The organism is Devosia soli (genome assembly GCF_000970455.1).
In the GTDB taxonomy this organism is placed as follows: Bacteria; Pseudomonadota; Alphaproteobacteria; order Rhizobiales; family Devosiaceae; genus Devosia; species Devosia soli.
Genome location: NZ_LAJG01000022.1, coordinates 206574 through 227042, shown reverse-complemented (window position 1 = coordinate 227042; position 20469 = coordinate 206574). Strand labels below are relative to the sequence as shown.

Here is a 20469-nt window from a genome sequence, read left to right as displayed (position 1 = left end):
CGAGATTTGATATTCACCAATGAATAGAGAGCCAGACTGGTCCCTGTGGCGCAGCTTTGCCGCCGTCATCGAAAACGGCTCCCTCTCCGGTGCCGCGCGTGCCCTTAGATCCAGCCAACCCACCATTGGCCGCCACGTCGAGCTCCTCGAAGACCAACTCGGCGTTCAGCTCTTTGAGCGCAGTCTTTCCGGCCTAAAACCCAATGAAACCGCGCTCAAACTTTATGGTCCGATTTCCCGCGCCAAGGGCGAATTGGCCGAAGCCTCAATGATGGCTGAAGGCGCGCAGGACGATACCGGCGGCACAGTCCGCATCACCGCGAGCACCATGATTTCAAACTACGTGCTGCCCGAAATTCTCTACGCGATACGCCTTCTCTACCCCCGCATCGCGCTCGAGATCGTCCCCACCGACGCTGCCGGCAACATCCTCATGCGCGAAGCCGATATCGCCGTGCGCATGTTCCGGCCCACGCAGCTCGAACTGGTCACCAAACACCTCGGCGATATTCCGGTCGTTCCTGTCGCCCATCAGCGCTATCTCGCGCGCCGCGGCCGGCCAACCCGCATCGAGGACCTCTGGCAACACGATCTTCTCGGCTTCGACCGCTCCGACGCCATCATCCTCCACGCCCAAAAGCTCGGCTTTCCGCTGACGCGCGACAATTTCGTTCTCCGTTCGGATGATCAGCCCCATCTCTGGGAAGCCATCCGCGCCGGTCTCGGGATCGGGTTTGGTCAGGCCAATCTGGCGCGGCAAACGCCGGGGCTCGAAGTCCTACCCATCGATCTGGCGATCCCGCCCCTCCCCATATGGCTGACGACGCACCGGGAACTGTTCACCTCGCACAGCATTCGTGCCATCTATGACGCATTGGCGGAGCGCCTTTCCGCCTATATTCAGGGCTGAACGCCACAAGTCAGGTCTTCATGGACACTCTTCTCAATATCGGCATCGCGCTGGCCCTCCTGTTCGTCATCATCGTTCTCGGCATGGGCCTCTGGAACATGACCAAGGGCGGTTCGGCCAATACCAGCCAGCGCCTCATGCGCCTCCGCGTCATGGGCCAGGCCGTCGCCATCCTCCTTCTCATGGGCGCCCTCTTCTTCTTCGGCGGCCGCGGCGGCTAAGCCATCATCCCACCCACAGACGCACCCCTCCCCCTAGAGGGGGAGGTCGGGTGGGGGTGGCGCAGAGCCACTGATGCAGCACGCAAACAACTGACGTCTTGGCGAAAGGAAAAAACCCTGTTCCTCCCCCTCCATGACGTCAACCCGCACCGCCACGTCGGCTTCCCCTATGTCACCTATGGCCTCATTGGCCTCAACATCCTGATCTTCGCCATCCAGATGCTGATGCCGCACTCGGCCGTCGACGAGGCGGCCATCCGCTTCGGCATGATCCCGATAGTCGTCCGCGATCTCTACCCCGCCCCGCTGCCCTGGCTGCCGGATTGGGCAACGCTCTTTACTTACGCCTTCCTCCACGCCGATTGGCTGCACCTTCTCACCAACATGCTTTTCCTCTGGGTCTTTGGTGACAACATCGAGGATGCGCTGGGCCACATCCGCTTCCTCGTCTTCTACTTCGCCTGCGCTGTCCTCGCCGCGCTCGCCCATCTTGCGTTCAACTGGTCCGGCAATGGCCCCCTCATCGGCGCGTCCGGCGCCGTCGCCGGCGTCATGGGCGCCTATATCCTCCTCTTCCCCCATGCCCGCGTCTTTGTCCTGGCGCGTATCGTCATACCCATCCCGCTGCCCGTCCCTGCCTTCTGGATGCTCGGCTTCTGGGTCGCCACCCAGCTTTTCTATGTCCTCATAGGATCGACTGAACCCGTCGCCTGGTGGGCCCACATCGGCGGCTTCCTGGCCGGCATCGCCCTCGCCCCGCTCATGCGCCGCAAAGGTGTCCCATTGTTAAGCGGGCGCTGACGCCTGGGCTCCGCAGATACTTTCTTTACCCAAAGCTCCTAACCTGACCCGCGTCTCGTAAGTATCGCGTCAGGACAAGCAGAAATGGATACCGACCTCGCCTCCAGCCTCATGGCGGCTCGTAGCGCCCAGACGCATCAGTCGGTCCAGATCGCGATCGTCAAGAAGCAGCACGACATGCAGACCCAGCTTCTCGATATGCTGCTGCAGCCAGCCCAGGCCGTTCTCCCGCCTGGTCAAGGCACGCAGATCGACAAATCGGCGTAACGCCGATGGCCAGCGCCATCGCCACCAATCCACATGCCATGGTCACCCGCCTCGCTCTCCGCGATGGCGCCAGCACCAATTCGCTCCTCGCCCAGGTCGCCAAATCCCGTGGCGAGATGCTCTCCGCCCAAGCCGAAGCAGCCCGCTCGGAAACCCCGAGCAAAGCCATGCTCGCGCCCACCAATGGCGCGGAAGTCGATCTTTTGGTTTAAGGCGCTTCCCGCATTGCCTGCATTAGGCTCATGCCAAAACTGATCCACCGTCATTGCCCGGCTTGTCCGGGCAATCCATTGCGCTGCTAGATGGACCACCGGGACAAGCCCGGTGGTGACGATGGTGCGCATTTAACGAGCACTTGGCCTCAGCGCCGCGACAAGCCTGGCGCTCTCCCGCGGCCACCAACCACAGCCTACCCCCTGAGCCCAATCAACGCCTCGATCACCGCCTTGCCATCGCGGCTGTTCCACTCAGCCGGTCCCTGCAACACCGCGATCTCACACCCTTCCGGATCGAGCAGCAGCGTCGCCGGCAGGCCCACCGCCACCGCCTCGCGCTTGAGCCGGTCGAAGGCCGCAAACGTATTATCCGCATAAAGCGGCAGGTTCTGGAATTTTCCCTCGGCCAAAAACTCTTCGGCCTTGCCGAGCCCACCCTCGCCGATATCGAGATTGATCGGCACGACCTGGAACTTGTCCGAATTGTATTCGCCGGCAATCGCGTCGAGCGCCGGCATTTCTTCCCGGCACGGCACGCACCAGCTCGCCCAGAAATTGACGAGCAGCGACTTCCCCGAAAAGTCGGCCAGCGTCATCGCCTTGCCGCTCTCGTCCTTAAAAGCCATGTCTGCATAGCCCCGGCCTTCCCCTGTGCCCATGAGCGCGGCGAGTTCACCTGTAGCTGCCGCATCGACCACCTGCGCCTGCGCGATCTTGGCGGGGCAGGAGTTGGCCGAGGCGGTGTTGCCGAGATAAACCCACGCCGCTATAGCTAGCGCCAAGCCCGCGACCCCTACGCCCAGAAGCGCCGGTACTGTCCGGCGGGCTGGTTTGGGCTGGCTGGATTCCGACATGGGTAACTCCCGAAAGGCATAAGATGAGCAACAAGATGTGGGGTGGCCGTTTCGCTTCCGGCCCCGACGCCATCATGGAAGAAATCAACGCTTCGATCGGTTTCGACCAGCGCCTTTTCCGCCAGGATATTGCCGGATCCAAAGCCCATGCCACAATGCTCGCTGCCACTGGCATACTGACGCAGGCCGATCGCGATGCGATCCTTGCGGGTCTAGACGAGGTGCTCGCCGAAATCGAGAACGGCTCGTTCAAATTCTCGCGGGCCCTCGAAGACATTCACATGAACGTCGAATCGCGCCTCCGCGAAAAGATCGGCGATGCCGCCGGCCGCCTGCACACGGCTCGCTCCCGCAACGATCAGATCGCGACCGATTTCAAGCTCTATGTCCGCGATACCATCGATCACCTGGTCGCCCAGATCCACACACTGCAGCTGACCCTCGTCAAGCGCGCCGAGGAAGAGGCCGAGACCATCCTGCCCGGTTTCACGCATCTCCAAAACGCCCAGCCGGTGACCTTCGGCCATCATCTCCTCGCCTATGTCGAAATGCTCGGCCGCGATGCCGGCCGCCTCACCGATGCGCGCCGCCGCCTCAACGAAAACCCGCTTGGGTCAGCCGCCCTCGCCGGCACGCCTTATCCTATCGATCGCGACATGACGGCCACGGCCCTCGGCTTTGACCGCCCCACGGCCAATTCTCTCGATGCCGTCGCCGACCGCGATTTTATTCTCGAGACGCTCGCCGCCGCCGCCATCTGCGCCATGCACCTTTCCCGCTTTGCCGAAGAAATGGTCATCTGGTCCTCGGCCCAGTTCGGCTTTATCCGTCTCTCGGACAAGTTCACCACCGGCTCGTCCATCATGCCGCAAAAGCGCAATCCGGACGCCGCTGAACTCGTGCGCGCCAAGATCGGCCGCATCATGGGCTCGCTGAATTCCCTGCTTGTCGTCATGAAGGGCCTGCCGCTCGCCTATTCCAAGGACATGCAGGAAGACAAGGAAGTCGCCTTCGACGCCCTTGACGCCCTCTCCCTGTCCCTCGCCGCCATGACCGGCATGGTCGCCGACATGGCTCCGAACCGGGAAAAGATGCACGCCTCGGCCTCCGCCGGCTTTTCGACCGCCACCGACGTGGCCGATTGGCTCGTCCGCGAACTCAACATTCCCTTCCGCGACGCCCACCACATTACCGGCCAGATCGTCGCCCTTGCCGAACAGAAGAACTGCGGTCTTGAAGGCCTCACCATCGAGGATTTTAAGACCATCGATCAACGCATTGATAGCCGCATCCATAAGGTGCTGACCGTCGAGGCCTCGGTCGCCGCACGAAAATCCTACGGCGGCACTGCCCCGATCAACGTCCTCGCCCAGGCCGCCCGCTGGAAATCCACCCTCACCGGCGAAGACCATGAGCCCCGCCCCCTCTCCAAGAAGAAGCATGGCGGCCATGGCGATGGCGGGGTTGAGTAAAGCGGCGAACTAGCCCACATTTTTCCTTCTCCCCCAAAAGGGAGAAGGAGCCCCGCATGCCCAAGACAAAGCGACAGATGCGCCTCACGCCGCGCCATGTCGCCTATCTCCAGCCCGAAGTTATCGTCGAAACACTGCCGGCTCCGCCCGAAGGCCTGACCGAAGCCACCGAAGCCGATCACCGCGAAACCATCGCCAAGTTCTTCGGCCCGGAAAGTCACGACGAAACCTGGATCTTCGCCTATGGCTCCCTGATCTGGAAACCGGCCTGCGATTTCGTCGAAGTCCGCACCGGCCTCCTCCATGGCTGGCATCGCGCCTTTTGCCTCGGCTGGAACAACCGCTTTCGCGGCTCGGACGAAAATCCCGGCCTCATGCTCGCCCTCGATCGTGGCGGCGCCTGCAAGGGCGCCCTCTATCGCCTGCCATCCAAAGGCCGCGACGAAAATCTGATAAAACTCTTCGAGCGCGAAATGGGCTGGAAGCCCACCGCCTTCCCCCCGCGCATGGTCAATGTCCGCACCGTCGATCGCACCATCCGCGCCCTCACCTTCTGCATCGATCGCAACTCGGGCCGCTACGTTTCCAGCCTCTCCGAAGCCGAAATCGCCGACGTCCTCGCCAAGGCCACCGGCACCCGCGGCTCCATGGCCGAGTACCTATTTTCGACCGTCGAACACCTCGAACAGATGGGGCTCCACGACCCCCACCTCTGGCGCCTCCAGAACCTCGTCGCCGAACGCATCGAAGCCGTTTATGAGACGGATCGAGAAGTCTGACTTTTGTTTTTTGGGCGCTTCGCTTACGACAGCCCCAAGTACATCCACACACTCGGTTGTCATCCCGGCGAAGGCCGGGACCCATCCTGAGATGCAGCAAAAATCTCAAATCTCAAGATGGGCCCCGGCCTTCGCCGGGGTGACAGTCTGAGCGGGGGATAAAAAGGGCAAAAATGGTCCACCACTTCAACCACCGCGACGGCACGCTTTATGCCGAGGACGTCAATATCAACGACCTCGCCGAAAAGGTCGGCACGCCACTTTACGTCTATTCCGCCGCGACCCTGCGCCGCCACGTCCGCGTCGTCCGCGAAGCCTTTGAGGGCATCCCGACGCTGATGGCCTATGCCATGAAGGCCAATTCCAATCAGGCTGTTCTCACCCTGATGGCCAAGGAAGGGTGCGGTGCCGACGTCGTTTCGGGCGGCGAACTCCAGCGCGCTCTCGCCGCCGGCATTCCGGCCGAAAAGATCGTCTTTTCCGGCGTCGCCAAGACCGTCGCCGAAATGCGCCAGGGCCTTGCCGCCGGCATCAAGTGTTTCAATGTCGAAAGCGAACCCGAGCTTGAACGCCTTTCGATGATCGCGAGCGATATGGGCCTCACCGCCCGCGTCTCCGTCCGCATCAACCCCGATGTCGATGCCCGCACCCACGCGAAAATCTCGACCGGCAAGAGCGAAAACAAGTTCGGCATCCCGTTCAAGCGCGCCCGCGAAGTCTATCAGCGCATCGCTGAACTGCCGAACATCGAAGCCGTCGGCGTCGACATGCATATCGGCAGTCAAATCACCGATCTCGAACCTTTCGGGAACGCCTTCGGCCTCATGGCGGAACTCGTCGAAACGCTCCGCGCCGATGGCCACACCATCCACCATGTCGACGTGGGCGGCGGCCTCGGCATTCCCTACCACCACGATCAGGAAGCCCCGCCGCATCCGGAAGCCTATGCCGCCGTCGTCCGTGACAAGGTCGGTCAGCTCGGCTGCACCCTCGTCATCGAACCCGGCCGCCTCCTCGTCGGCAATGCCGGCGTGCTGATCACCAAGGTCGAGTATGTCAAGGAAGGCGCGTCCAACTTCATCATCGTCGACGCCGCGATGAATGACCTGATCCGCCCCACCCTCTACGAAGCTCACCACGATGTCGAACTAGTAAACCAGTCCAACCTGCCGCCCATCACTGGCGACATCGTCGGCCCTGTCTGCGAAACCGGCGACTACCTCGCCAGGGGCCGCACCATCCCCGGTGTCAAGGAAGGCGATCTGCTCTCCATCATGAGCGCCGGCGCCTACGGCGCCGTCATGGCCTCCACCTACAATTCCCGCCCCCTGATCCCCGAAGTTCTGGTCGACGGCCCCCGCTGGCACGTCATCCGCCCGCGCAAGAGCATCGAGGAATTGCTGGCGCTCGATAGCGTCCCAGATTGGCTGTGAGATACTAACTACCCCAAGCACAAGGTCATTTTAGCGCAAGTGGGAATCTCATTTTCGGCGCACTGGAATGTCAAACCATCGTCACCACCGGGCTTGTCCCGGTGGTCCATGCCTCCGCAAGATGGATTGCCGGGACAAGCCCGGCAATGACGGGTCATTAGGGCCAAAACCCGCCCTACTCTTCCCGCGCCTGCCTTGCCAGCGACAGCACTTCGACCGGCCGCCCCTCGAGCGCATCCTCGACCTTGGCCAGCAGTTCCGCCAGCGTAAACGGCTTGACGATCACGTCATAGACCAGCGCCTCGAGCCCATGCGCCCGCTCGCGTTGGTCGGCAAAGCCAGTCATCAGCACGATCGTCACATCCGGAAAAGCCGAGCCTACCTGCAAGGCCAGCGCAATGCCATCCATCACCGGCATCTTGATGTCCGACAGCAAGAGGTCGAACCGCCCCCCTTCCGCTTCCATAGTCTCGGCGGCAAGGCCGCCATCTTCTTCGGCAACGACCTCATGCCCCTTCATCGTCAGCGCGCTGACGACAAAGGCGCGGACGGAGGGATCATCTTCAGCGACAAGAATACGGGCCATAGCCATTCTCCGCGCGACAGCCAGACCGCTTCAATAAGCGGTAACGAGCGCCACGCCTGTGGTGAATATAGGAAATTGCAGCTCAGTGGTGAACCGCAGGGGCTGAAGCTTCAACAGGCGATTGCGGCGCGCCATGCGCCTGTTCGGGCGCTGGTTCATGCGGCGGAATCATGCCGCCGGGTGAGGGAGCCGGTTCATGTGCACCAGCCTCTCCATGCGCCTCCTGAGGCGGAGCACTCGGCGGCGGCGGCGCCTGTTCGCCACCGGACCCGGAAGATCGTCCGCCGGCAAAGCTGATCCGCACGCGCGCGGCATCGGGCGGCGGCAGCGGCAGCCGCGTATCGAAAGTGGCTCTCTCCCCCGCCATCAGGTCGCGAATGCGCGGCGCGACGCTCCACTCGTAAACGGGGTGCCCCTGCGCATCGAGCAGGCTGACGAGAACCGGCGGCACCGCGACCGGATCGGGCTTTAGCCCTACGATCTGCGCCGAAACCACCAGCACTTCCTTGCCTTCGCTCAATTGCCGCATCGATTGCAGCGTCGACAGTTCGAGCCCGACGACATTCACGCCCAACCCGACTGCCTGATAGATCCCGGCAAGATCGGGATTGCGCTCGACGATCGGCACCCGGCCGAAATAGGCCCCAGCCAGGAGGGCAACGATAAGGAAAGCGCCCGCCCCGCGCGCATAGCGCCGCAACCGCGCCATCGGCAGGCGCGACACCATCGCGTTCTGGCGCCGCGACAGCGCCTTCTGCCGCTCGCGCACTTCCGCCGCGCTCTCGCGCTTTTGCGCGGGCCGCGTCACTTCGACCGGATCGATCGGCCGCGTCACATCGCCGACGACGGATTTTTCCTCCGTCTCGATCGCTGCGTCGAGCGCGTCTTCGGCCATGTTTTCGAAAAGCTTGTCCGATTCGGCATCTGGAACCGACGGCACGAGCCTCAGATCGGGCTTGGGATCGGCCGGGAGAGCCGCCTGCTGCCAGGATTGGTGGCACGAGGCGCATTGCACCTTACGGCCAGCCGAGCCGATGGCCTCATAGGTCACCTGGTATTTCGTCTGGCAATTGGGGCAGGTAATGATCATCGAACCGGCGCAACCGTATGAGGCTTGCCCAGACCCTATCCCCGCTTGGGTTAATACTCCTCAAACCCATGAAAGAACACAATTGTGCCGCTTTCCCCCATGCAAAGCGGTAGCTCATGCCGCGTGGTGCGCCCGTGGCTGCTATGATTGGCCGCAATGTGATTCGCACGACGCGGCAAGACCACCGGACGAGCTGGGGAGCACCCGTTCTTGATCGAATTTTCCGATGTCGGCCTGCGCTATGGCAATGGTCCCGAAATCCTTCGCGATCTGACCTTTTCCATTGAGCCCGGCTCGTTCCATTTTCTGACCGGCCCGTCGGGCTCGGGCAAGACCAGCCTCCTGCGGCTTTTGCTGCTGGCGCTCAAGCCCAGCCGCGGCAAGGTCACCATGCTCAATGAGGACGTCGGCAAGCTCGACCGCGACAGTCTTCTGCAGATGCGCCGCCACATCGGCATCGTCTTCCAGGAATTCCGCCTTCTGGACCACCTGACGACCTTTGAAAACGTTGCCCTGCCCTTGCGCGTCCTCGGCCAGCCGGAAAGCGAATATCGCCCCAACGTCACCGAACTTCTCGAATGGGTTGGTCTCGGCGAGCGCATGCACGCGCTCCCCACCGTGCTTTCGGGCGGCGAAAAGCAGCGCGCCGCCATTGCCCGTGCCGTGATCGCGCGCCCAAAGATACTTCTTGCCGACGAACCCACCGGCAATGTCGATCCCGACCTCTCGAGCCGCCTCGTCCATCTCTTTGCCGAGCTCAACCGCACCCTTGGGATGACCATTATCCTGGCCACCCATGAATTACCGCTGCTTGAGCGCTTTTCCTATCCGCGCATGGTGCTCAACAAGGGGGCACTGACCATCCATGATTAAGCAGCTCCTCGCCCGCTTCACCCGCCGTGGCGCCGCAGCCCCCATCGTTCCCGAGCATTCCGTTGCCGGCCGCACGCTTTTGCTGCTCATCACCATCATGAGCTTTCTTTCGGCCGTGACGCTTGGCGGCGTGGTGCTGGTGCAGAAGTCGGCCATCGCCTGGTCCGCCGATGTTGGCCGCGAGATGACCATCCAGATCCGCCCCGTCGAGGGCGAGGTGATGGACAGCAACCTTCGCACCGCGGTCACCCTGGCCCAGACGACCCCCGGCGTTGCCGGCGCCCGTGCCCTGACTGTCGAGGAAAGCCAGGCCCTCCTCGAGCCCTGGCTCGGCGCCGGTCTTGATCTTTCCGCCATCGAAATCCCGCGTCTCATCGTCGTGCAGCTCGCCGATCCGGTGGATGCCGATATCGAACAGCTCCAGCGCAACCTCCAGGCCATCAAGGGCGCGAGCCTTGATACCCATGCCGCCTGGCGACAGCAGCTCAACACCATGGCCGGCACGGTCGTCGTCTCCGGCCTTCTCGTCCTCGGCCTCATCGGCGTTGCCACCGTTCTCGCCATCATCTTTGCGACTCGCGGCGCCATGGCGTCCAATCGCGAGATCGTCGACGTGCTCCACTTTATCGGCGCCTCCAACAAGTTCATTGCCGGAGAATTCCAGGGCAGGTTCCTCTCCATCGGTCTTCAAGGCGGCTTTCTCGGCGCTCTCCTCTGCGCGCTGTTTTTTGCGCTCATCAGCATGGCCGCTGGCTCGGTCTTGCCCAGCGAGGCAACGACCCAGGTCGGCTTTATCTTCGGAGCCTTTGTCCTCGGCATTGATGGCACGATCGGCGTGGCGCTCGTCGTCCCGGCAATCGCCGCACTGACTGCGATCACCTCGCGCCTCACCGTGCGCCGTTATCTTAGCGAAGCCTCCTGAAGGGCATGCCTCTCGCCTTGAGGCGTCATCACCGCTATGGAGTGAGCCACCTATTGATGCGTCCGGAGACCCAATGCCCGTCAAAACCGTGATCCAGGCGATCCGCACGGCGCTCTTTTATGTCGTCTTCATCGGCCAGACGGCCGTCATCGCCATCGTCATCGGCATTATCGGGCTCATCGCCGGCCGCACCCGCTTCACCTGGGCCCTCGCGCGGTACTGGTGCTGGTCGAACCTGCAATTCCTGCGCTTCATTGCCGGGCTCAAGACCGACGTTTCAGGCGCGGAAAACATCCCGCCCGGCGGCTGCATCATCGCCTCAAAACACCAGTCGGACTGGGACGTCTTCGCCATTTTCCCCCATACGATCCGCCCGGCCTACATCGTCAAGAAAGAGCTGATGAACATCCCGTTCTTCGGCTGGGCCGCCCGCTCGCTCGATTGCATCGAGATCGATCGCAGGAAAGGCGCCGGAGCCATTCCGCAGATGATGCGCCAGGCGCGCGAGGCCTTGGACCGGGGATGCCGGATCGTCATCTTCCCCGAAGGCACGCGAAAGGCGCCGCTGGCTCCGGCCGATTACCGTCAGGGGATCGTGCGCATGTATACCGAGCTCAACGTCCCGGTGGTTCCGGTTGCTCTCAATTCGGGGCTCTTCTGGGGGCGAAATTCGCTTGTCATCTGGCCAGGCCTCGCCCAGGCCGAGTTTCTCCCCGCCATCGAGCCCGGTCTTGCGCCGGATGTTTTCGTAGAGCGAATGCGCACCGCAATCGAAGTGCGATCGACCCAATTGAGCCTTGATGCCGTCGATTCGGGGCTCGCGCGTCCCATCGATGCCAGGCTTGCGGAGCGCATCGCTGTGGCCCGCGCAACGGCATCCGCATCTTGACCCGATAAAGCCACAAAGCACCACATCTAGTAGCATTTATTCGCAACTTGACTGAGTCGCGAGTTTTGTTCTAATTTTGTTCTGCTCCGGCAGGGGGAACAATATGCTTTCTTGGATTGATGCGGGCTTCGAGCCGGCTGGGCAGCAGGAGCGGATGGTATTGTGGCTGGGTTTGTCCGGCCGCACCTATAAGCTCGAAAGCCAGAATCTGCGCACCTTCATTCTCAATGGTGCCGATCTCTATCTCATTGCGCGCGGCAACACCGTGCTCTGGGTCGGCTGCGGCCTCGATCTTGTTTCCGAGCCAGCCATTCGCCTGCGTTTCCGCAATGCCTTGCGTCGGGCAGACGGCGTCCATCGCCTCCAGCGTCCGGAAGCAGACAACGAACGTCTGTCGCTGATTGCCGATCTTGAAGGCGCGGTGCCCGTTCCGCTCGATCAGGCGGCCTGACCGGTCTCGTCGTCTGTCTCGAGCCGCCGGGCGAGATCCATGAGCACCCGATCACGAATGCCGAGGCTCTCGAGATGCCGCGCGGTATTGATCACATAATCGACGTTTCGGCCCGAAATTCCCACGCCAACCCGTACCATGGCGAGCTGTTCTTCAAGGGAAAGCTGTCCGGCGAACTGCTCGTGCCGTTCGTCGACGACAAAGGTGAGCGCTGATACCCGCCGTCCGTCATCGAGCACCACTGGCCGCATGACGTCGCGGTAGACCATGGTCACCTGTTCGCGCGCTTCAAGATAAGCCCGGACCGACACCCAGTTTTCATCGGCCACTTCGAACACCATGCCGCGCACCGAACCGCCACGCGTCAGGCCGAAGACCAGTCCGGGCCGCTCGATCGTACCGCGGTGATGATGGGAAATGATCGAGAGAGACCGATGCGCGCCTTTGAGGCGGCCAAGATGGGTCGACACAAAGGGAAAACCGGGGTTCCAGATCAGGGAACCATAGCCGAAAACCCAATGCGATGATGCTTCGGTCGTGTCCTGCATGCTCATCTCGCCGCAAGCGTAATGGGGCCTCTTCTTGGCCACAAGCCTAACTTAGTCAGGTCTACTATGAACAAAGGCGGAAGCATGACGACCCGCTTTTGCATTTCCCGCCCTCAGAGATAAAACCGGTTCATGAAAAAGCGAATCATCATTCTCGCCGCCTTTATCCTGGTCGTCATCGCTGCAGCGAGCGGCGCCTGGTATTACTTTGCCGGCCAGGTACGCCAGCAGATCGAACTGCTCGCCTTCGCCGACGGCGAGACCAGCCCGCAGCTAAGCTGTGCCAGCCTTGGCGTCACCGGCTTCCCCTTCGCTTTCGATGTCGATTGCACAGACGCCGTGATCGTCAGCGGCGACGTGATGATGGAAGTGCCTGGCATTCGCGCCAGTGCCATGGTCTATGACCTCACCCATTTCCTCGCTTCGGCCAAGGGGCCGGCCGAAGTTTCCGATGCCTTTACCGGTCAACGATCGGAACTCTCCTGGACTGGGCTTGAAGGCAGCCTGCGCCTTGTCGGCAATCGCATTGCGCGCCTTTCCCTCGTTGGCGATGAACTCGCCTGGACCGATCGCCTCGTCGGCGAGACGCTCCTTGCCAAATCCTCTCACGCAGAACTCCACCTTCTCGATATGCCCGAGGCGTTCGACGCGACCAACAATCGTGCAGGCCTGGCGCTTTTCATGACGGCCGACGCACTCGAACTGCCGCCGCTCGCCCTGACCGATACCCATGTCGAGATCGAAGCCGAAGCGACCGGGCTTCCTGGTGATCTGTCAACCCTCGGCGCCACGCCGATCCTTCCAGCGTGGCAGCAGGCTGGCGGCGCTCTCAAGATCGTCGCCATCCGCATGAACGACGCATCGGGTGATCTCACTGCCTCGGGGGATCTGGCACTCGATGCGCAGGGCCTCCTCAATGGCTCGATAGCCATCGACTCCCTCGGGGTCGCTGAACGCATCGGCCCGATGATCGAAGAGCCTTGGCGCACTCTCGTTCTCGGCGTCCCCGGCGCCGATGGCCGCCACACCAACCAGCTCAATTTCCGCTCCGGCGCCCTCTCCTCGGGCCTCATCCCCATCACGACCATCCCGCCACTCTTCTGATTTCAGGCACGCAAGTCCCCCCACCAGCACGCCCTCTCCCCATACAAGGGGAAGCTGGGCGGGGATGGCGATAATGAGCGGTGGGCAAGGCGAGCCTCGCCGAATCCGCCAAACCCCATGTTGCCAAAGTCCGGCAACTATTCTATAGAGCCCGCAATCCCAACAGAGACGTGTCTCTGGGCCGCTTTCGGCGGCGCAACGATTTTGAATTCGGAGTACCGACCATGGCAGTGCCAAAACGAAAGACCTCGCCGATGAAGCGCGGCTTCCGCCGCTCGCACGACGCGATTGCCAACCCCACCTATGTCGAAGACAAGGATTCGGGTGAGCTGCGTCGTCCGCATCACGTCGACCTCAAGACCGGCATGTATCGCGGCCGGCAGATTCTCGCCGTCAAGAGCTAAGCCGAAAGGCTTGCGACGCTGATGCGCGCGACCTGATTTTTGAAGCGGCCGATCTCGCAAGGGATCGGCCGCTTTGTTTTTTCAAAGACTGATCCCGCCGACAAGAGCGGCAAACTCCGGAGAGCCTTCCATGACCACACGTGTTGAATCGGACACGATGGGCACCATCAATGTGCCGAACGACAAGTACTATGGAGCACAGACGGCCCGGAGCCTCGCCAATTTCGACATTGGCGGGGAAAAGATGCCCAAGGAAATCATCACTGCCTTTGCCATCCTGAAAAAGGCGGCGGCGATCACCAATACCAAGCTCGGCCTCCTCGACGAACAGCTGCGCGACCTTATCGTCGCTGCAGCCGACGAAGTCATCGATGGCAAACTCGACGATCATTTCCCGCTTGTCGTCTGGCAGACGGGTTCCGGCACCCAATCCAATATGAACGTCAACGAGGTCATCTCCAACCGCGCCATCGAAATGGCCGGTGGCACCATGGGTTCGAAAAAACCCGTGCATCCCAATGACCACGTTAACATGAGCCAGTCGTCCAACGACACCTACCCCACGGCCATGCACATCGCTGCGGTCGAGGCTGTGGTCAATTATCTCTTCCCGCGCGTCAAAATCCTGCGCGATACGCTTCATGCCAAATCCGAAGAGTTCATGGATGTGGTCAAGATCGGCCGCACCCATCTCCAGGACGCGACGCCCCTCACCCTTGGCCAGGAAATGAGCGGCTGGGTCGCGCAGATTGACCTCGCTATCAAGGCCATCGAAGCGACGCTCCCGCAGCTGCGCGAATTGGCGCTGGGCGGCACCGCCGTCGGCACGGGGCTCAACGCCCACCCCGATTACGCCGTCGCCGTCGCTCAAGAAATTTCGACCCTTTCGGGCCATGAATTCGTCACCGCCCCCAACAAATACGCCGTCATGGCCGGCCACGATGCCTTTGTGGGCACTTCGGGCGCCTTAAAGCAGCTCGCCGTCGCCTTCATGAAGATCGCCAATGACGTGCGCTGGCTCGCTTCCGGTCCTCGCTCGGGCCTTGGCGAACTGACCATTCCGGAAAACGAACCTGGCTCCTCGATCATGCCGGGCAAGGTCAATCCGACCCAGTCCGAAGCCATGACCATGGTTGTCGCCCATGTCATGGGCAATGACGCCGCCATCGGCTTTGCCGCTAGCCAGGGCAATTTCGAGCTCAACGTCTTCAAGCCAGTCATCGCCTACAATTTCCTGCAGTCCGTGCGCCTCCTTGCCGACGCTGCCAAGTCGTTCAACGACAATTGCGCCATCGGCATCCAGCCCGACCGCAAGCGCATCAAGCAGCTCGTCGATCAGTCCCTCATGCTGGTGACCGCGCTCAACCGCAAGATCGGTTACGACAACGCCGCAAAAATCGCCAAAACCGCGCACAAGAGCGGCGGCACCCTGCGCGAAACCGCCATCGACCTCGGCCTCCTCACCGGCGAAGAATTCGACGCCGAAGTAAAGCCCGAACAGATGGTCGGCCCGCTAACGATCAAGAAGTAGCCCGCCTCTGATCGCGCCTCATGGCGTGAGCGTTCAGTGACCGTCATTGCCCGGTTTATCCGGGCAATCCACCTCGCCTCCGCATGGACCACCCGGACAAGCCGGGTGGTGACGATGAGAGGCGCTTACAGCGTGTCTTCCGGAGCATCTCGTCATGACCTCGCGCCCCATGGCCAAAACGAGCCTCAAATGGTCGATGGTCGAGGAAAACCTCTCCATCCTCGACAAATTCAAGCTGCTCACCGATCTCGGCTTTGACGGCATCGAACTCGATTCGCCAAACGATCTCGATCAGGCGCAAATCCTCGCCGCCCGCGATGCCACCGGCCTCGCCATCCCCGGCGTCGTCAATTCCGCCCACTGGAAAACGCCGCTCACCGATCCCGATCCCGCCGTGCGCGAAGCCTGCGTCGCCGCCAGTATCGAAGCTATGAAACAGGCAAAGAGCTACGGCGCCGAAACCATGCTTTTGGTCCCCGGCGTCGTCAACGCCACGACAAGCTACGCCACCGCCTATGACCGAGCCGTTGAAGGCATCGACCGGCTCCTGCCGCACGCGGAAGAAATCGGCATTTCCATCGCGCTCGAAAACGTCTGGAACAACTTTCTTTTGAGCCCGCTCGAGGCCGCCCATCTCATCGACGGCTTCGACAACCCCCGCCTTGGCTGGTATTTCGACGTCGGCAACGTCATGCGCTACGGCAGCCCCACCGACTGGATCGAAGCCCTCGGCAGCCGCATCTTCCGCGTGGACATCAAGGAATATAGCCTCACCAAAATGAACGCCGAGGGCCCCTGGAAGGGCTTCGAAGTTGAACTCGGCGAAGGCGACATCGACTGGCCCGGCGTCAACAGCGCGCTGTCCAAGATCGGCTATAACGGCTGGGTCTCCGCCGAAGTCCCCGGCGGCAACCGCCATCGCCTCGCCGACATCAAGGCACGGCTCGATCGGATCGTCGGGCTATAAGTCGCCAGACAATGGTGAGGTCAAACCCTCAACCTTCCCCACCGTCATTGCCCGGTTCATCCGGGCAATCCATGCCCCCACAAAAATGGACCGCCCGGACAAAACTGGCGGTGACGACGGATTGAGATATCGAGTTGAAAAACCTCAGCCCCCCAACTCCGCCAGCATCCGCCTGATATTGTTGAGCCCCACCTCACACCCAAACAGCGTCGGCTCCGCCCCCTCATATTCCAGCGACAAGAACCCATCATACCCTGAAGCTACGAGACTTCTCAGCAGCGCCGCGACATCGAGATCCCCGTATCCGAACACCGACCCGCGAATAAACTGCCCGCCATGGGTCCTGAGCCAACCCGGCCCCGGCTCGCGCGTCCGCACATAAAAATCCTTCACATGCACAAACGCCGCCCGCCCCAGCGTCCGCTCGGTCGCGACATAGGGATTGTCGTCGACGCATAAAAAATTCCCCACATCGACCGTCAGCTTGAAATTGGGATGGTCCACGGCATGGACGAGCCGCAACAGCCGCTCCGCCCCGTTCATGAAAAACCCATGGTCCTCGACGCTGGTGACGACCCCATGCTCGGCCCCAAAAGCAGCGATTTCCCGGCAGACCGCGACCAGCCCCTCGAACTCGCGCTCGAATTCAGCTGTATCGGCTAGCCGATGCGCCCAGGGCACCACGTCATGGCGCAGAAAACCCGCGCCCAACCGCTTGCAAAGCAGCACGTGTCGCTTGACGGTTTTGATTTCGGCGCGGCGCGCCCCATTGCTCGAAAGAAAATTCGCCCCAAGGCAAATGCCTGAAACCGGCACACCCGTCCGCGCCGCCGCGGCCTCGATCCGGCGGAGCGTCTCCTCCTCGGCGCTAAGATCGTACCCAGCTTCCTTGCCCGCCCCGGCAAAGGAAAAGGTCGCGATTTCGAGATGCTCTGCACCTTGCGCCTCAAGCCAGTCGAACAGACCTTCGATGGTCAGGCTGCCATTCGCGAGCAGCGGGCGGAAGCTGTATGACGACAAACCCAGTTTCATGGCGCGCTCCTCAACGAAAATCCGTGTTCGCCGCGATCGCGGCTTTACATACCAATCCAAACCATTAATACCAATTACATACCAGCATTTCGGATGGGAATGAAAGCCATGGCTCCGCAATCAACCGATGTCGTGATCATTGGCAGCGGCCCCACCGGCAGCGCTTATGCTCGGATCATCCGCCGCGATTGGCCTGAAGCGCGCATCGTCATGGTCGAAGCCGGCCCGCAGATCCTGCCCGAAGTCGGCGGTCACCTCGACAACGTGCTCGATCTCGCCGAGCGCGCAAAACTCGAAATTCTCGCCCAGGGCGGCGATCGCTCCCCGCGCATGTCGATCAGCAAGGAAGAGTGGGAAGCCCGCCGCGCCGGCGGCTTCGACGCCTCCCTCCTCCGCCGCTCCGGCCTCTTCATCGCCAATGAAGGCGATGACGGCGAAGGCCTCTTCGCCGGCTTTTCCGCCGCCAATGTCGGCGGCATGGGCACCAAATGGTCAGCCGGCACGCCGACCCCGTCGCAAGCCGAGCGCGTGCCCTTCATCCCCGCCGATGAGCTCGAAGCCGCCCTCCGCACCGCCGAAGGCCTCCTTGGCGTCCACAAAGACCCGCGCGGTCCCGATCCCGTCGCGGTGGCCATGCGGGAGCGTTTGGGCCAGCAATTCAATCCCGGCCGCACGCCCGATCGCTTCGTCCAGCCCATGCCCATGGCCGCCACACCCGGCCCCAATGGCCCGCGCTGGCATGGCACCGACGTCATCCTCGGCAACCTGGTCAAGGAGCCGGAAGACACCTTCCGCATCCTTGCCGACACCACCTGCCGCAAGGTGATCCACGAAAGCGGCCGCGCCACCGGCGTCGTCCTCGCCCGCACCGGAACCGACGAAACCTGGACGCTCTCGGCCGGCACCGTCGTCGTCGCCTGCGACGCGCTCCACACGCCACAGCTCCTCCACGCCTCGGGCGTTCGCCCCAAGGCACTCGGCCACTATATCAACGATCACTATATCGTCTCGCAGATCGCCGAACTCGATACCGACGCGCCCATGCAGGCCATGAGCTGGATCCCGGCGACCAACGAACTTCCCTTTTCGGTCACCATCGCCCCGGCGAGCCTTCACACCATGCCGAAATCGGCGGACCTTTCCGGCCAGCCTATCGGCATGGGGGTCTTCTGCCCCGCCGATATCGACGAGAAAAACCACGTCGCCTTCGACGATTCCAAACTCGACTGGCATGGTCTGCCCGCCATTTCCATCCGCTGGACCCAGTCCGAAGGCGACAGGAAACGTCTCGAATGGGCCAAGCAAACCGCCCTCAAAGTCGCAGAAATCATCGGCCGCCCCGCTCCGGGCTTTGCCACCTTCGTCCAGCCCGTCGGCAGTTCGCTCCACTATCAGGGCACGGTCCGCATGGGCGAAAAGGACGACGGCACCAGCGTCTGCGACCGCAACAGCCGCGTCTGGGGTTTTGACAATCTCTATGTCGCCGGCAACGGCGTCATCCCAACGGTAACGGCCACCAATCCGACGCTCTATTCCACCGCCCTCGCCACTTTCGGCGCCCGCCAGATCGCTGCCGCACGCCGCAGCCTATAACCGAAACCGGCCGTGTCACCGGCCCGTCCCCTCTCCCCTGAGGGGAGAGGGTTAGGGTGAGGGGTTCACCCCCCTCTGGCGACCAAAGATTTTCAACCCCTCATCCGGCGCTTCGCGCCACCTTCTCCCCTCAGGGGAGAAGGGAAAGGGCCCCAGCGCCCCAATGTTTCGGGAGACTAAAATGACCGAGAAAAAGCTGAAAGTCCTGGTCGTCGGCCTCGGCCAGATGGGCAAGAGCCACGCCATCGCCTACCATACCCATCCCGGCTTCGAGATCGTCGGCCTCGTCAATCGCTCGGCCCCAACCCTGCCAGCCGAACTGACTGGCTATCCCCTGCGCACCGACTACGCCGCTGCGCTGGCCGAGTTCCAGCCGGATGTCGTTGCCATCGCAACCCACACCAATACCCATGCCGACTACGCCGTCGCCGCCATCGAAGCCGGCGCCCATGTATTCGTCGAAAAACCCCTCGCCGCCACCACGTCCGATGCGCAGCGCGTCGTCGACGCAGCGACCGCCCACAACCGCAAGGTGGTCATCGGCTATATCCTCCGCCACCACCCCTCCTGGACGAAGCTCATCGAAGAGTCGCGAAACCTCGGCGGCCCCTATGTCTTCCGCATGAATCTCAATCAGCAGTCCTCTGGCCCCGCCTGGGACATTCACCGCTCGACCATGGAGACCACCTCCCCGATCGTCGATTGCGGCGTGCACTATGTCGACGTCATGTGCCAGATCACCGATGCAAGACCCGTCGAAGTGCGCGGCATGGGCGTCCCCCTCGCCAGGGGCCTGCCGGCCGGCATGTACAATTACGGCCATTTCCAGGTGCTCTTCGACGATGGCAGCGTCGGCTGGTATGAAGCTGGTTGGGGCCCGATGATGAGCGAAACCGCCTTCTTCGTAAAAGACGTCATCTCGCCCAACGGCTCCGTCTCCATCGTCATGGACCAAGGCGCCGCCTCTGCTGACATCAACGCCCACACCCAAACTTCGCGCATCCTCGTCCACCACGCGGGCCTTGACGCCAACAACAAGCCTTCCCGCCCCGACGACTGGCTCGACATGCACGGTGAACCCGACCACCAGGGTCTTTGCGATCGCGAACAGGATTTCGTCTACCGCGCCATCACTGACAATATCGACCTGACCCGCCACATGAACGACGCCGTCACCTCGCTCCACATCTGCCTCGCAGCGGACGAGAGCGTCCGGACAGGGCTTGCGGTAAAGCTCTAGTCGCTACCAACGCGTCCGCCGACACCCCCTCCTGCGCCCCCCCTAATCAAGGGGAACGTGTCGGGCATTGCCCAACACTCGATGCCGCACCTCCCCCTTGATGGGGTAGGCCGGGAGGGGGGCGGGAGCCACTATGCCAACCGCTCCTCCACCGCCCCGTGATCCACCCACAATTTCATCCCAATCCACCGTGTCATCGTGAGTTTGGCGGGCCCGTTGCCCATAAAAATTGAACCGCCTCAACCCCATCTTCCACCACCCTGGTGGTTGCCATTTCGCGCGGCGCG

23 protein-coding genes are annotated in these 20469 nt (G+C 62.2%); 18 read left to right on the top strand and 5 right to left on the bottom strand.

Features of this window, described 5'->3' with window-relative positions; all coding sequences use genetic code 11:
• Positions 1 to 19 precede the first annotated feature (19 nt).
• From VW35_RS11950 to VW35_RS11930, 5 genes are all read left to right on the top strand, one after another.
• Positions 20 to 910 carry a LysR family transcriptional regulator gene (locus tag VW35_RS11950; RefSeq protein WP_046143269.1) on the top strand — a complete coding sequence of 297 codons (891 nt, stop codon included), beginning with the start codon at positions 20 to 22 and terminating at the stop codon, positions 908 to 910.
• A 20-nt stretch (positions 911 to 930) separates the two neighbouring features.
• The gene (locus tag VW35_RS11945; protein ID WP_046143268.1) at positions 931 to 1131 is read left to right on the top strand and encodes a twin transmembrane helix small protein; all 201 of its coding nucleotides are present in this window, start codon (positions 931 to 933) and stop codon (positions 1129 to 1131) included.
• A gap of 219 nt (positions 1132 to 1350) precedes the next feature.
• Positions 1351 to 1932: a rhomboid family intramembrane serine protease gene (locus tag VW35_RS11940; RefSeq protein ID WP_210165912.1), complete on the top strand. Its 582-nt coding sequence runs from the start codon at positions 1351 to 1353 to the stop codon at positions 1930 to 1932.
• An 84-nt stretch (positions 1933 to 2016) separates the two neighbouring features.
• Positions 2017 to 2199, top strand: coding sequence for a putative motility protein (locus VW35_RS11935; protein WP_046143266.1), 183 nt, complete (start codon positions 2017 to 2019; stop codon positions 2197 to 2199).
• 5 nt (positions 2200 to 2204) lie between these two features.
• Positions 2205 to 2411 carry a hypothetical protein gene (locus VW35_RS11930; protein ID WP_046143265.1) on the top strand — a complete coding sequence of 69 codons (207 nt, stop codon included), beginning with the start codon at positions 2205 to 2207 and terminating at the stop codon, positions 2409 to 2411.
• Positions 2412 to 2608: 197 nt separating this feature from the next.
• On the opposite strand, the gene VW35_RS11925 is transcribed toward VW35_RS11930, so the two are convergent.
• Complete coding sequence (locus VW35_RS11925; RefSeq protein ID WP_046143264.1) at positions 2609 to 3268, bottom strand: TlpA disulfide reductase family protein; 660 nt, start codon at positions 3266 to 3268, stop codon at positions 2609 to 2611.
• Positions 3269 to 3291: 23 nt separating this feature from the next.
• Here VW35_RS11925 and argH point away from each other — a divergent pair, with 23 nt between their 5' ends.
• From argH to lysA, 3 genes are all read left to right on the top strand, one after another.
• The gene (gene argH / locus VW35_RS11920; protein WP_083982708.1) at positions 3292 to 4740 is read left to right on the top strand and encodes an argininosuccinate lyase; all 1449 of its coding nucleotides are present in this window, start codon (positions 3292 to 3294) and stop codon (positions 4738 to 4740) included.
• 56 nt (positions 4741 to 4796) lie between these two features.
• A complete protein-coding gene (locus VW35_RS11915; RefSeq protein WP_046143263.1) occupies positions 4797 to 5519 on the top strand; it encodes a gamma-glutamylcyclotransferase in 723 nt (240 codons plus the stop codon).
• Between the two features lie 173 nt (positions 5520 to 5692).
• Positions 5693 to 6952 (top strand): diaminopimelate decarboxylase, encoded by a 1260-nt coding sequence (gene lysA, locus VW35_RS11910; protein WP_046143262.1) that lies wholly within the window; start codon positions 5693 to 5695, stop codon positions 6950 to 6952.
• A 175-nt stretch (positions 6953 to 7127) separates the two neighbouring features.
• On the opposite strand, the gene VW35_RS11905 is transcribed toward lysA, so the two are convergent.
• Positions 7128 to 7538: a response regulator gene (locus VW35_RS11905; RefSeq protein ID WP_046143261.1), complete on the bottom strand. Its 411-nt coding sequence runs from the start codon at positions 7536 to 7538 to the stop codon at positions 7128 to 7130.
• Between the two features lie 82 nt (positions 7539 to 7620).
• Positions 7621 to 8628: an MJ0042-type zinc finger domain-containing protein gene (locus VW35_RS11900; RefSeq protein ID WP_046143260.1), complete on the bottom strand. Its 1008-nt coding sequence runs from the start codon at positions 8626 to 8628 to the stop codon at positions 7621 to 7623.
• 210 nt (positions 8629 to 8838) lie between these two features.
• Between VW35_RS11900 and VW35_RS11895 the strand changes: the two genes are divergently transcribed.
• From VW35_RS11895 to VW35_RS11880, 4 genes are all read left to right on the top strand, one after another.
• Positions 8839 to 9501 carry a cell division ATP-binding protein FtsE gene (locus VW35_RS11895; RefSeq protein ID WP_046143259.1) on the top strand — a complete coding sequence of 221 codons (663 nt, stop codon included), beginning with the start codon at positions 8839 to 8841 and terminating at the stop codon, positions 9499 to 9501.
• Complete coding sequence (locus tag VW35_RS11890) at positions 9494 to 10423, top strand: cell division protein FtsX (protein WP_046143258.1); 930 nt, start codon at positions 9494 to 9496, stop codon at positions 10421 to 10423. Before VW35_RS11895 ends, VW35_RS11890 begins: the two co-directional genes overlap by 8 nt.
• A 73-nt stretch (positions 10424 to 10496) precedes the next feature.
• On the top strand, positions 10497 to 11312 hold the full coding sequence (locus VW35_RS11885) for a lysophospholipid acyltransferase family protein (RefSeq protein WP_046143257.1): 816 nt from the start codon (positions 10497 to 10499) through the stop codon (positions 11310 to 11312).
• A gap of 103 nt (positions 11313 to 11415) precedes the next feature.
• The gene (locus VW35_RS11880) at positions 11416 to 11763 is read left to right on the top strand and encodes a hypothetical protein (protein ID WP_046143256.1); all 348 of its coding nucleotides are present in this window, start codon (positions 11416 to 11418) and stop codon (positions 11761 to 11763) included.
• Here the strand turns inward: VW35_RS11880 and VW35_RS11875 are convergent.
• Positions 11751 to 12311: a gamma-glutamylcyclotransferase gene (locus VW35_RS11875; RefSeq protein ID WP_152662573.1), complete on the bottom strand. Its 561-nt coding sequence runs from the start codon at positions 12309 to 12311 to the stop codon at positions 11751 to 11753. The two genes, VW35_RS11880 and VW35_RS11875, sit on opposite strands and share 13 nt — an antisense overlap.
• Before the next feature lie 132 nt (positions 12312 to 12443).
• Here VW35_RS11875 and VW35_RS11870 point away from each other — a divergent pair, with 132 nt between their 5' ends.
• The 4 genes from VW35_RS11870 to VW35_RS11855 all read left to right on the top strand — a co-directional run bounded on the left by VW35_RS11870 (position 12444) and on the right by VW35_RS11855 (position 16317).
• Entirely contained in the window at positions 12444 to 13415 is a 972-nt protein-coding gene (locus VW35_RS11870) for a DUF2125 domain-containing protein (RefSeq protein WP_046143254.1), read from the top strand.
• A gap of 224 nt (positions 13416 to 13639) precedes the next feature.
• Positions 13640 to 13819 carry a 50S ribosomal protein L32 gene (gene rpmF / locus VW35_RS11865; RefSeq protein WP_035086813.1) on the top strand — a complete coding sequence of 60 codons (180 nt, stop codon included), beginning with the start codon at positions 13640 to 13642 and terminating at the stop codon, positions 13817 to 13819.
• Between the two features lie 130 nt (positions 13820 to 13949).
• Positions 13950 to 15350, top strand: coding sequence for a class II fumarate hydratase (gene fumC / locus VW35_RS11860; RefSeq protein ID WP_046143253.1), 1401 nt, complete (start codon positions 13950 to 13952; stop codon positions 15348 to 15350).
• A gap of 154 nt (positions 15351 to 15504) precedes the next feature.
• The gene (locus tag VW35_RS11855; protein WP_046143252.1) at positions 15505 to 16317 is read left to right on the top strand and encodes a sugar phosphate isomerase/epimerase family protein; all 813 of its coding nucleotides are present in this window, start codon (positions 15505 to 15507) and stop codon (positions 16315 to 16317) included.
• A 144-nt stretch (positions 16318 to 16461) separates the two neighbouring features.
• Here VW35_RS11855 and VW35_RS11850 read toward each other — a convergent pair whose 3' ends face one another.
• A complete protein-coding gene (locus VW35_RS11850; protein ID WP_046143251.1) occupies positions 16462 to 17349 on the bottom strand; it encodes a sugar phosphate isomerase/epimerase family protein in 888 nt (295 codons plus the stop codon).
• 108 nt (positions 17350 to 17457) lie between these two features.
• Here VW35_RS11850 and VW35_RS11845 point away from each other — a divergent pair, with 108 nt between their 5' ends.
• Together VW35_RS11845 and VW35_RS11840 are read left to right on the top strand one after the other, a co-directional pair.
• Complete coding sequence (locus tag VW35_RS11845; RefSeq protein ID WP_161796902.1) at positions 17458 to 18942, top strand: GMC oxidoreductase; 1485 nt, start codon at positions 17458 to 17460, stop codon at positions 18940 to 18942.
• A gap of 181 nt (positions 18943 to 19123) precedes the next feature.
• Positions 19124 to 20182 carry a Gfo/Idh/MocA family protein gene (locus VW35_RS11840; RefSeq protein WP_046143249.1) on the top strand — a complete coding sequence of 353 codons (1059 nt, stop codon included), beginning with the start codon at positions 19124 to 19126 and terminating at the stop codon, positions 20180 to 20182.
• Positions 20183 to 20469: the final 287 nt, after the last annotated feature.

Coding starts and splice junctions, on each gene's coding strand:
- VW35_RS11950 (WP_046143269.1), top strand. CDS start 20: ATGAATAGAGAGCCAGACTGGTCCCTGTGGCGCAGCTTTGCCGCCGTC.
- VW35_RS11945 (WP_046143268.1), top strand. CDS start 931: ATGGACACTCTTCTCAATATCGGCATCGCGCTGGCCCTCCTGTTCGTC.
- VW35_RS11940 (WP_210165912.1), top strand. CDS start 1,351: ATGCTGATGCCGCACTCGGCCGTCGACGAGGCGGCCATCCGCTTCGGC.
- VW35_RS11935 (WP_046143266.1), top strand. CDS start 2,017: ATGGATACCGACCTCGCCTCCAGCCTCATGGCGGCTCGTAGCGCCCAG.
- VW35_RS11930 (WP_046143265.1), top strand. CDS start 2,205: ATGGCCAGCGCCATCGCCACCAATCCACATGCCATGGTCACCCGCCTC.
- VW35_RS11925 (WP_046143264.1), bottom strand. CDS start 3,268: ATGTCGGAATCCAGCCAGCCCAAACCAGCCCGCCGGACAGTACCGGCG.
- argH (WP_083982708.1), top strand. CDS start 3,292: ATGAGCAACAAGATGTGGGGTGGCCGTTTCGCTTCCGGCCCCGACGCC.
- VW35_RS11915 (WP_046143263.1), top strand. CDS start 4,797: ATGCCCAAGACAAAGCGACAGATGCGCCTCACGCCGCGCCATGTCGCC.
- lysA (WP_046143262.1), top strand. CDS start 5,693: ATGGTCCACCACTTCAACCACCGCGACGGCACGCTTTATGCCGAGGAC.
- VW35_RS11905 (WP_046143261.1), bottom strand. CDS start 7,538: ATGGCCCGTATTCTTGTCGCTGAAGATGATCCCTCCGTCCGCGCCTTT.
- VW35_RS11900 (WP_046143260.1), bottom strand. CDS start 8,628: ATGATCATTACCTGCCCCAATTGCCAGACGAAATACCAGGTGACCTAT.
- VW35_RS11890 (WP_046143258.1), top strand. CDS start 9,494: ATGATTAAGCAGCTCCTCGCCCGCTTCACCCGCCGTGGCGCCGCAGCC.
- VW35_RS11885 (WP_046143257.1), top strand. CDS start 10,497: ATGCCCGTCAAAACCGTGATCCAGGCGATCCGCACGGCGCTCTTTTAT.
- VW35_RS11880 (WP_046143256.1), top strand. CDS start 11,416: ATGCTTTCTTGGATTGATGCGGGCTTCGAGCCGGCTGGGCAGCAGGAG.
- VW35_RS11875 (WP_152662573.1), bottom strand. CDS start 12,311: ATGCAGGACACGACCGAAGCATCATCGCATTGGGTTTTCGGCTATGGT.
- VW35_RS11870 (WP_046143254.1), top strand. CDS start 12,444: ATGAAAAAGCGAATCATCATTCTCGCCGCCTTTATCCTGGTCGTCATC.
- rpmF (WP_035086813.1), top strand. CDS start 13,640: ATGGCAGTGCCAAAACGAAAGACCTCGCCGATGAAGCGCGGCTTCCGC.
- fumC (WP_046143253.1), top strand. CDS start 13,950: ATGACCACACGTGTTGAATCGGACACGATGGGCACCATCAATGTGCCG.
- VW35_RS11855 (WP_046143252.1), top strand. CDS start 15,505: ATGACCTCGCGCCCCATGGCCAAAACGAGCCTCAAATGGTCGATGGTC.
- VW35_RS11850 (WP_046143251.1), bottom strand. CDS start 17,349: ATGAAACTGGGTTTGTCGTCATACAGCTTCCGCCCGCTGCTCGCGAAT.
- VW35_RS11845 (WP_161796902.1), top strand. CDS start 17,458: ATGGCTCCGCAATCAACCGATGTCGTGATCATTGGCAGCGGCCCCACC.
- VW35_RS11840 (WP_046143249.1), top strand. CDS start 19,124: ATGACCGAGAAAAAGCTGAAAGTCCTGGTCGTCGGCCTCGGCCAGATG.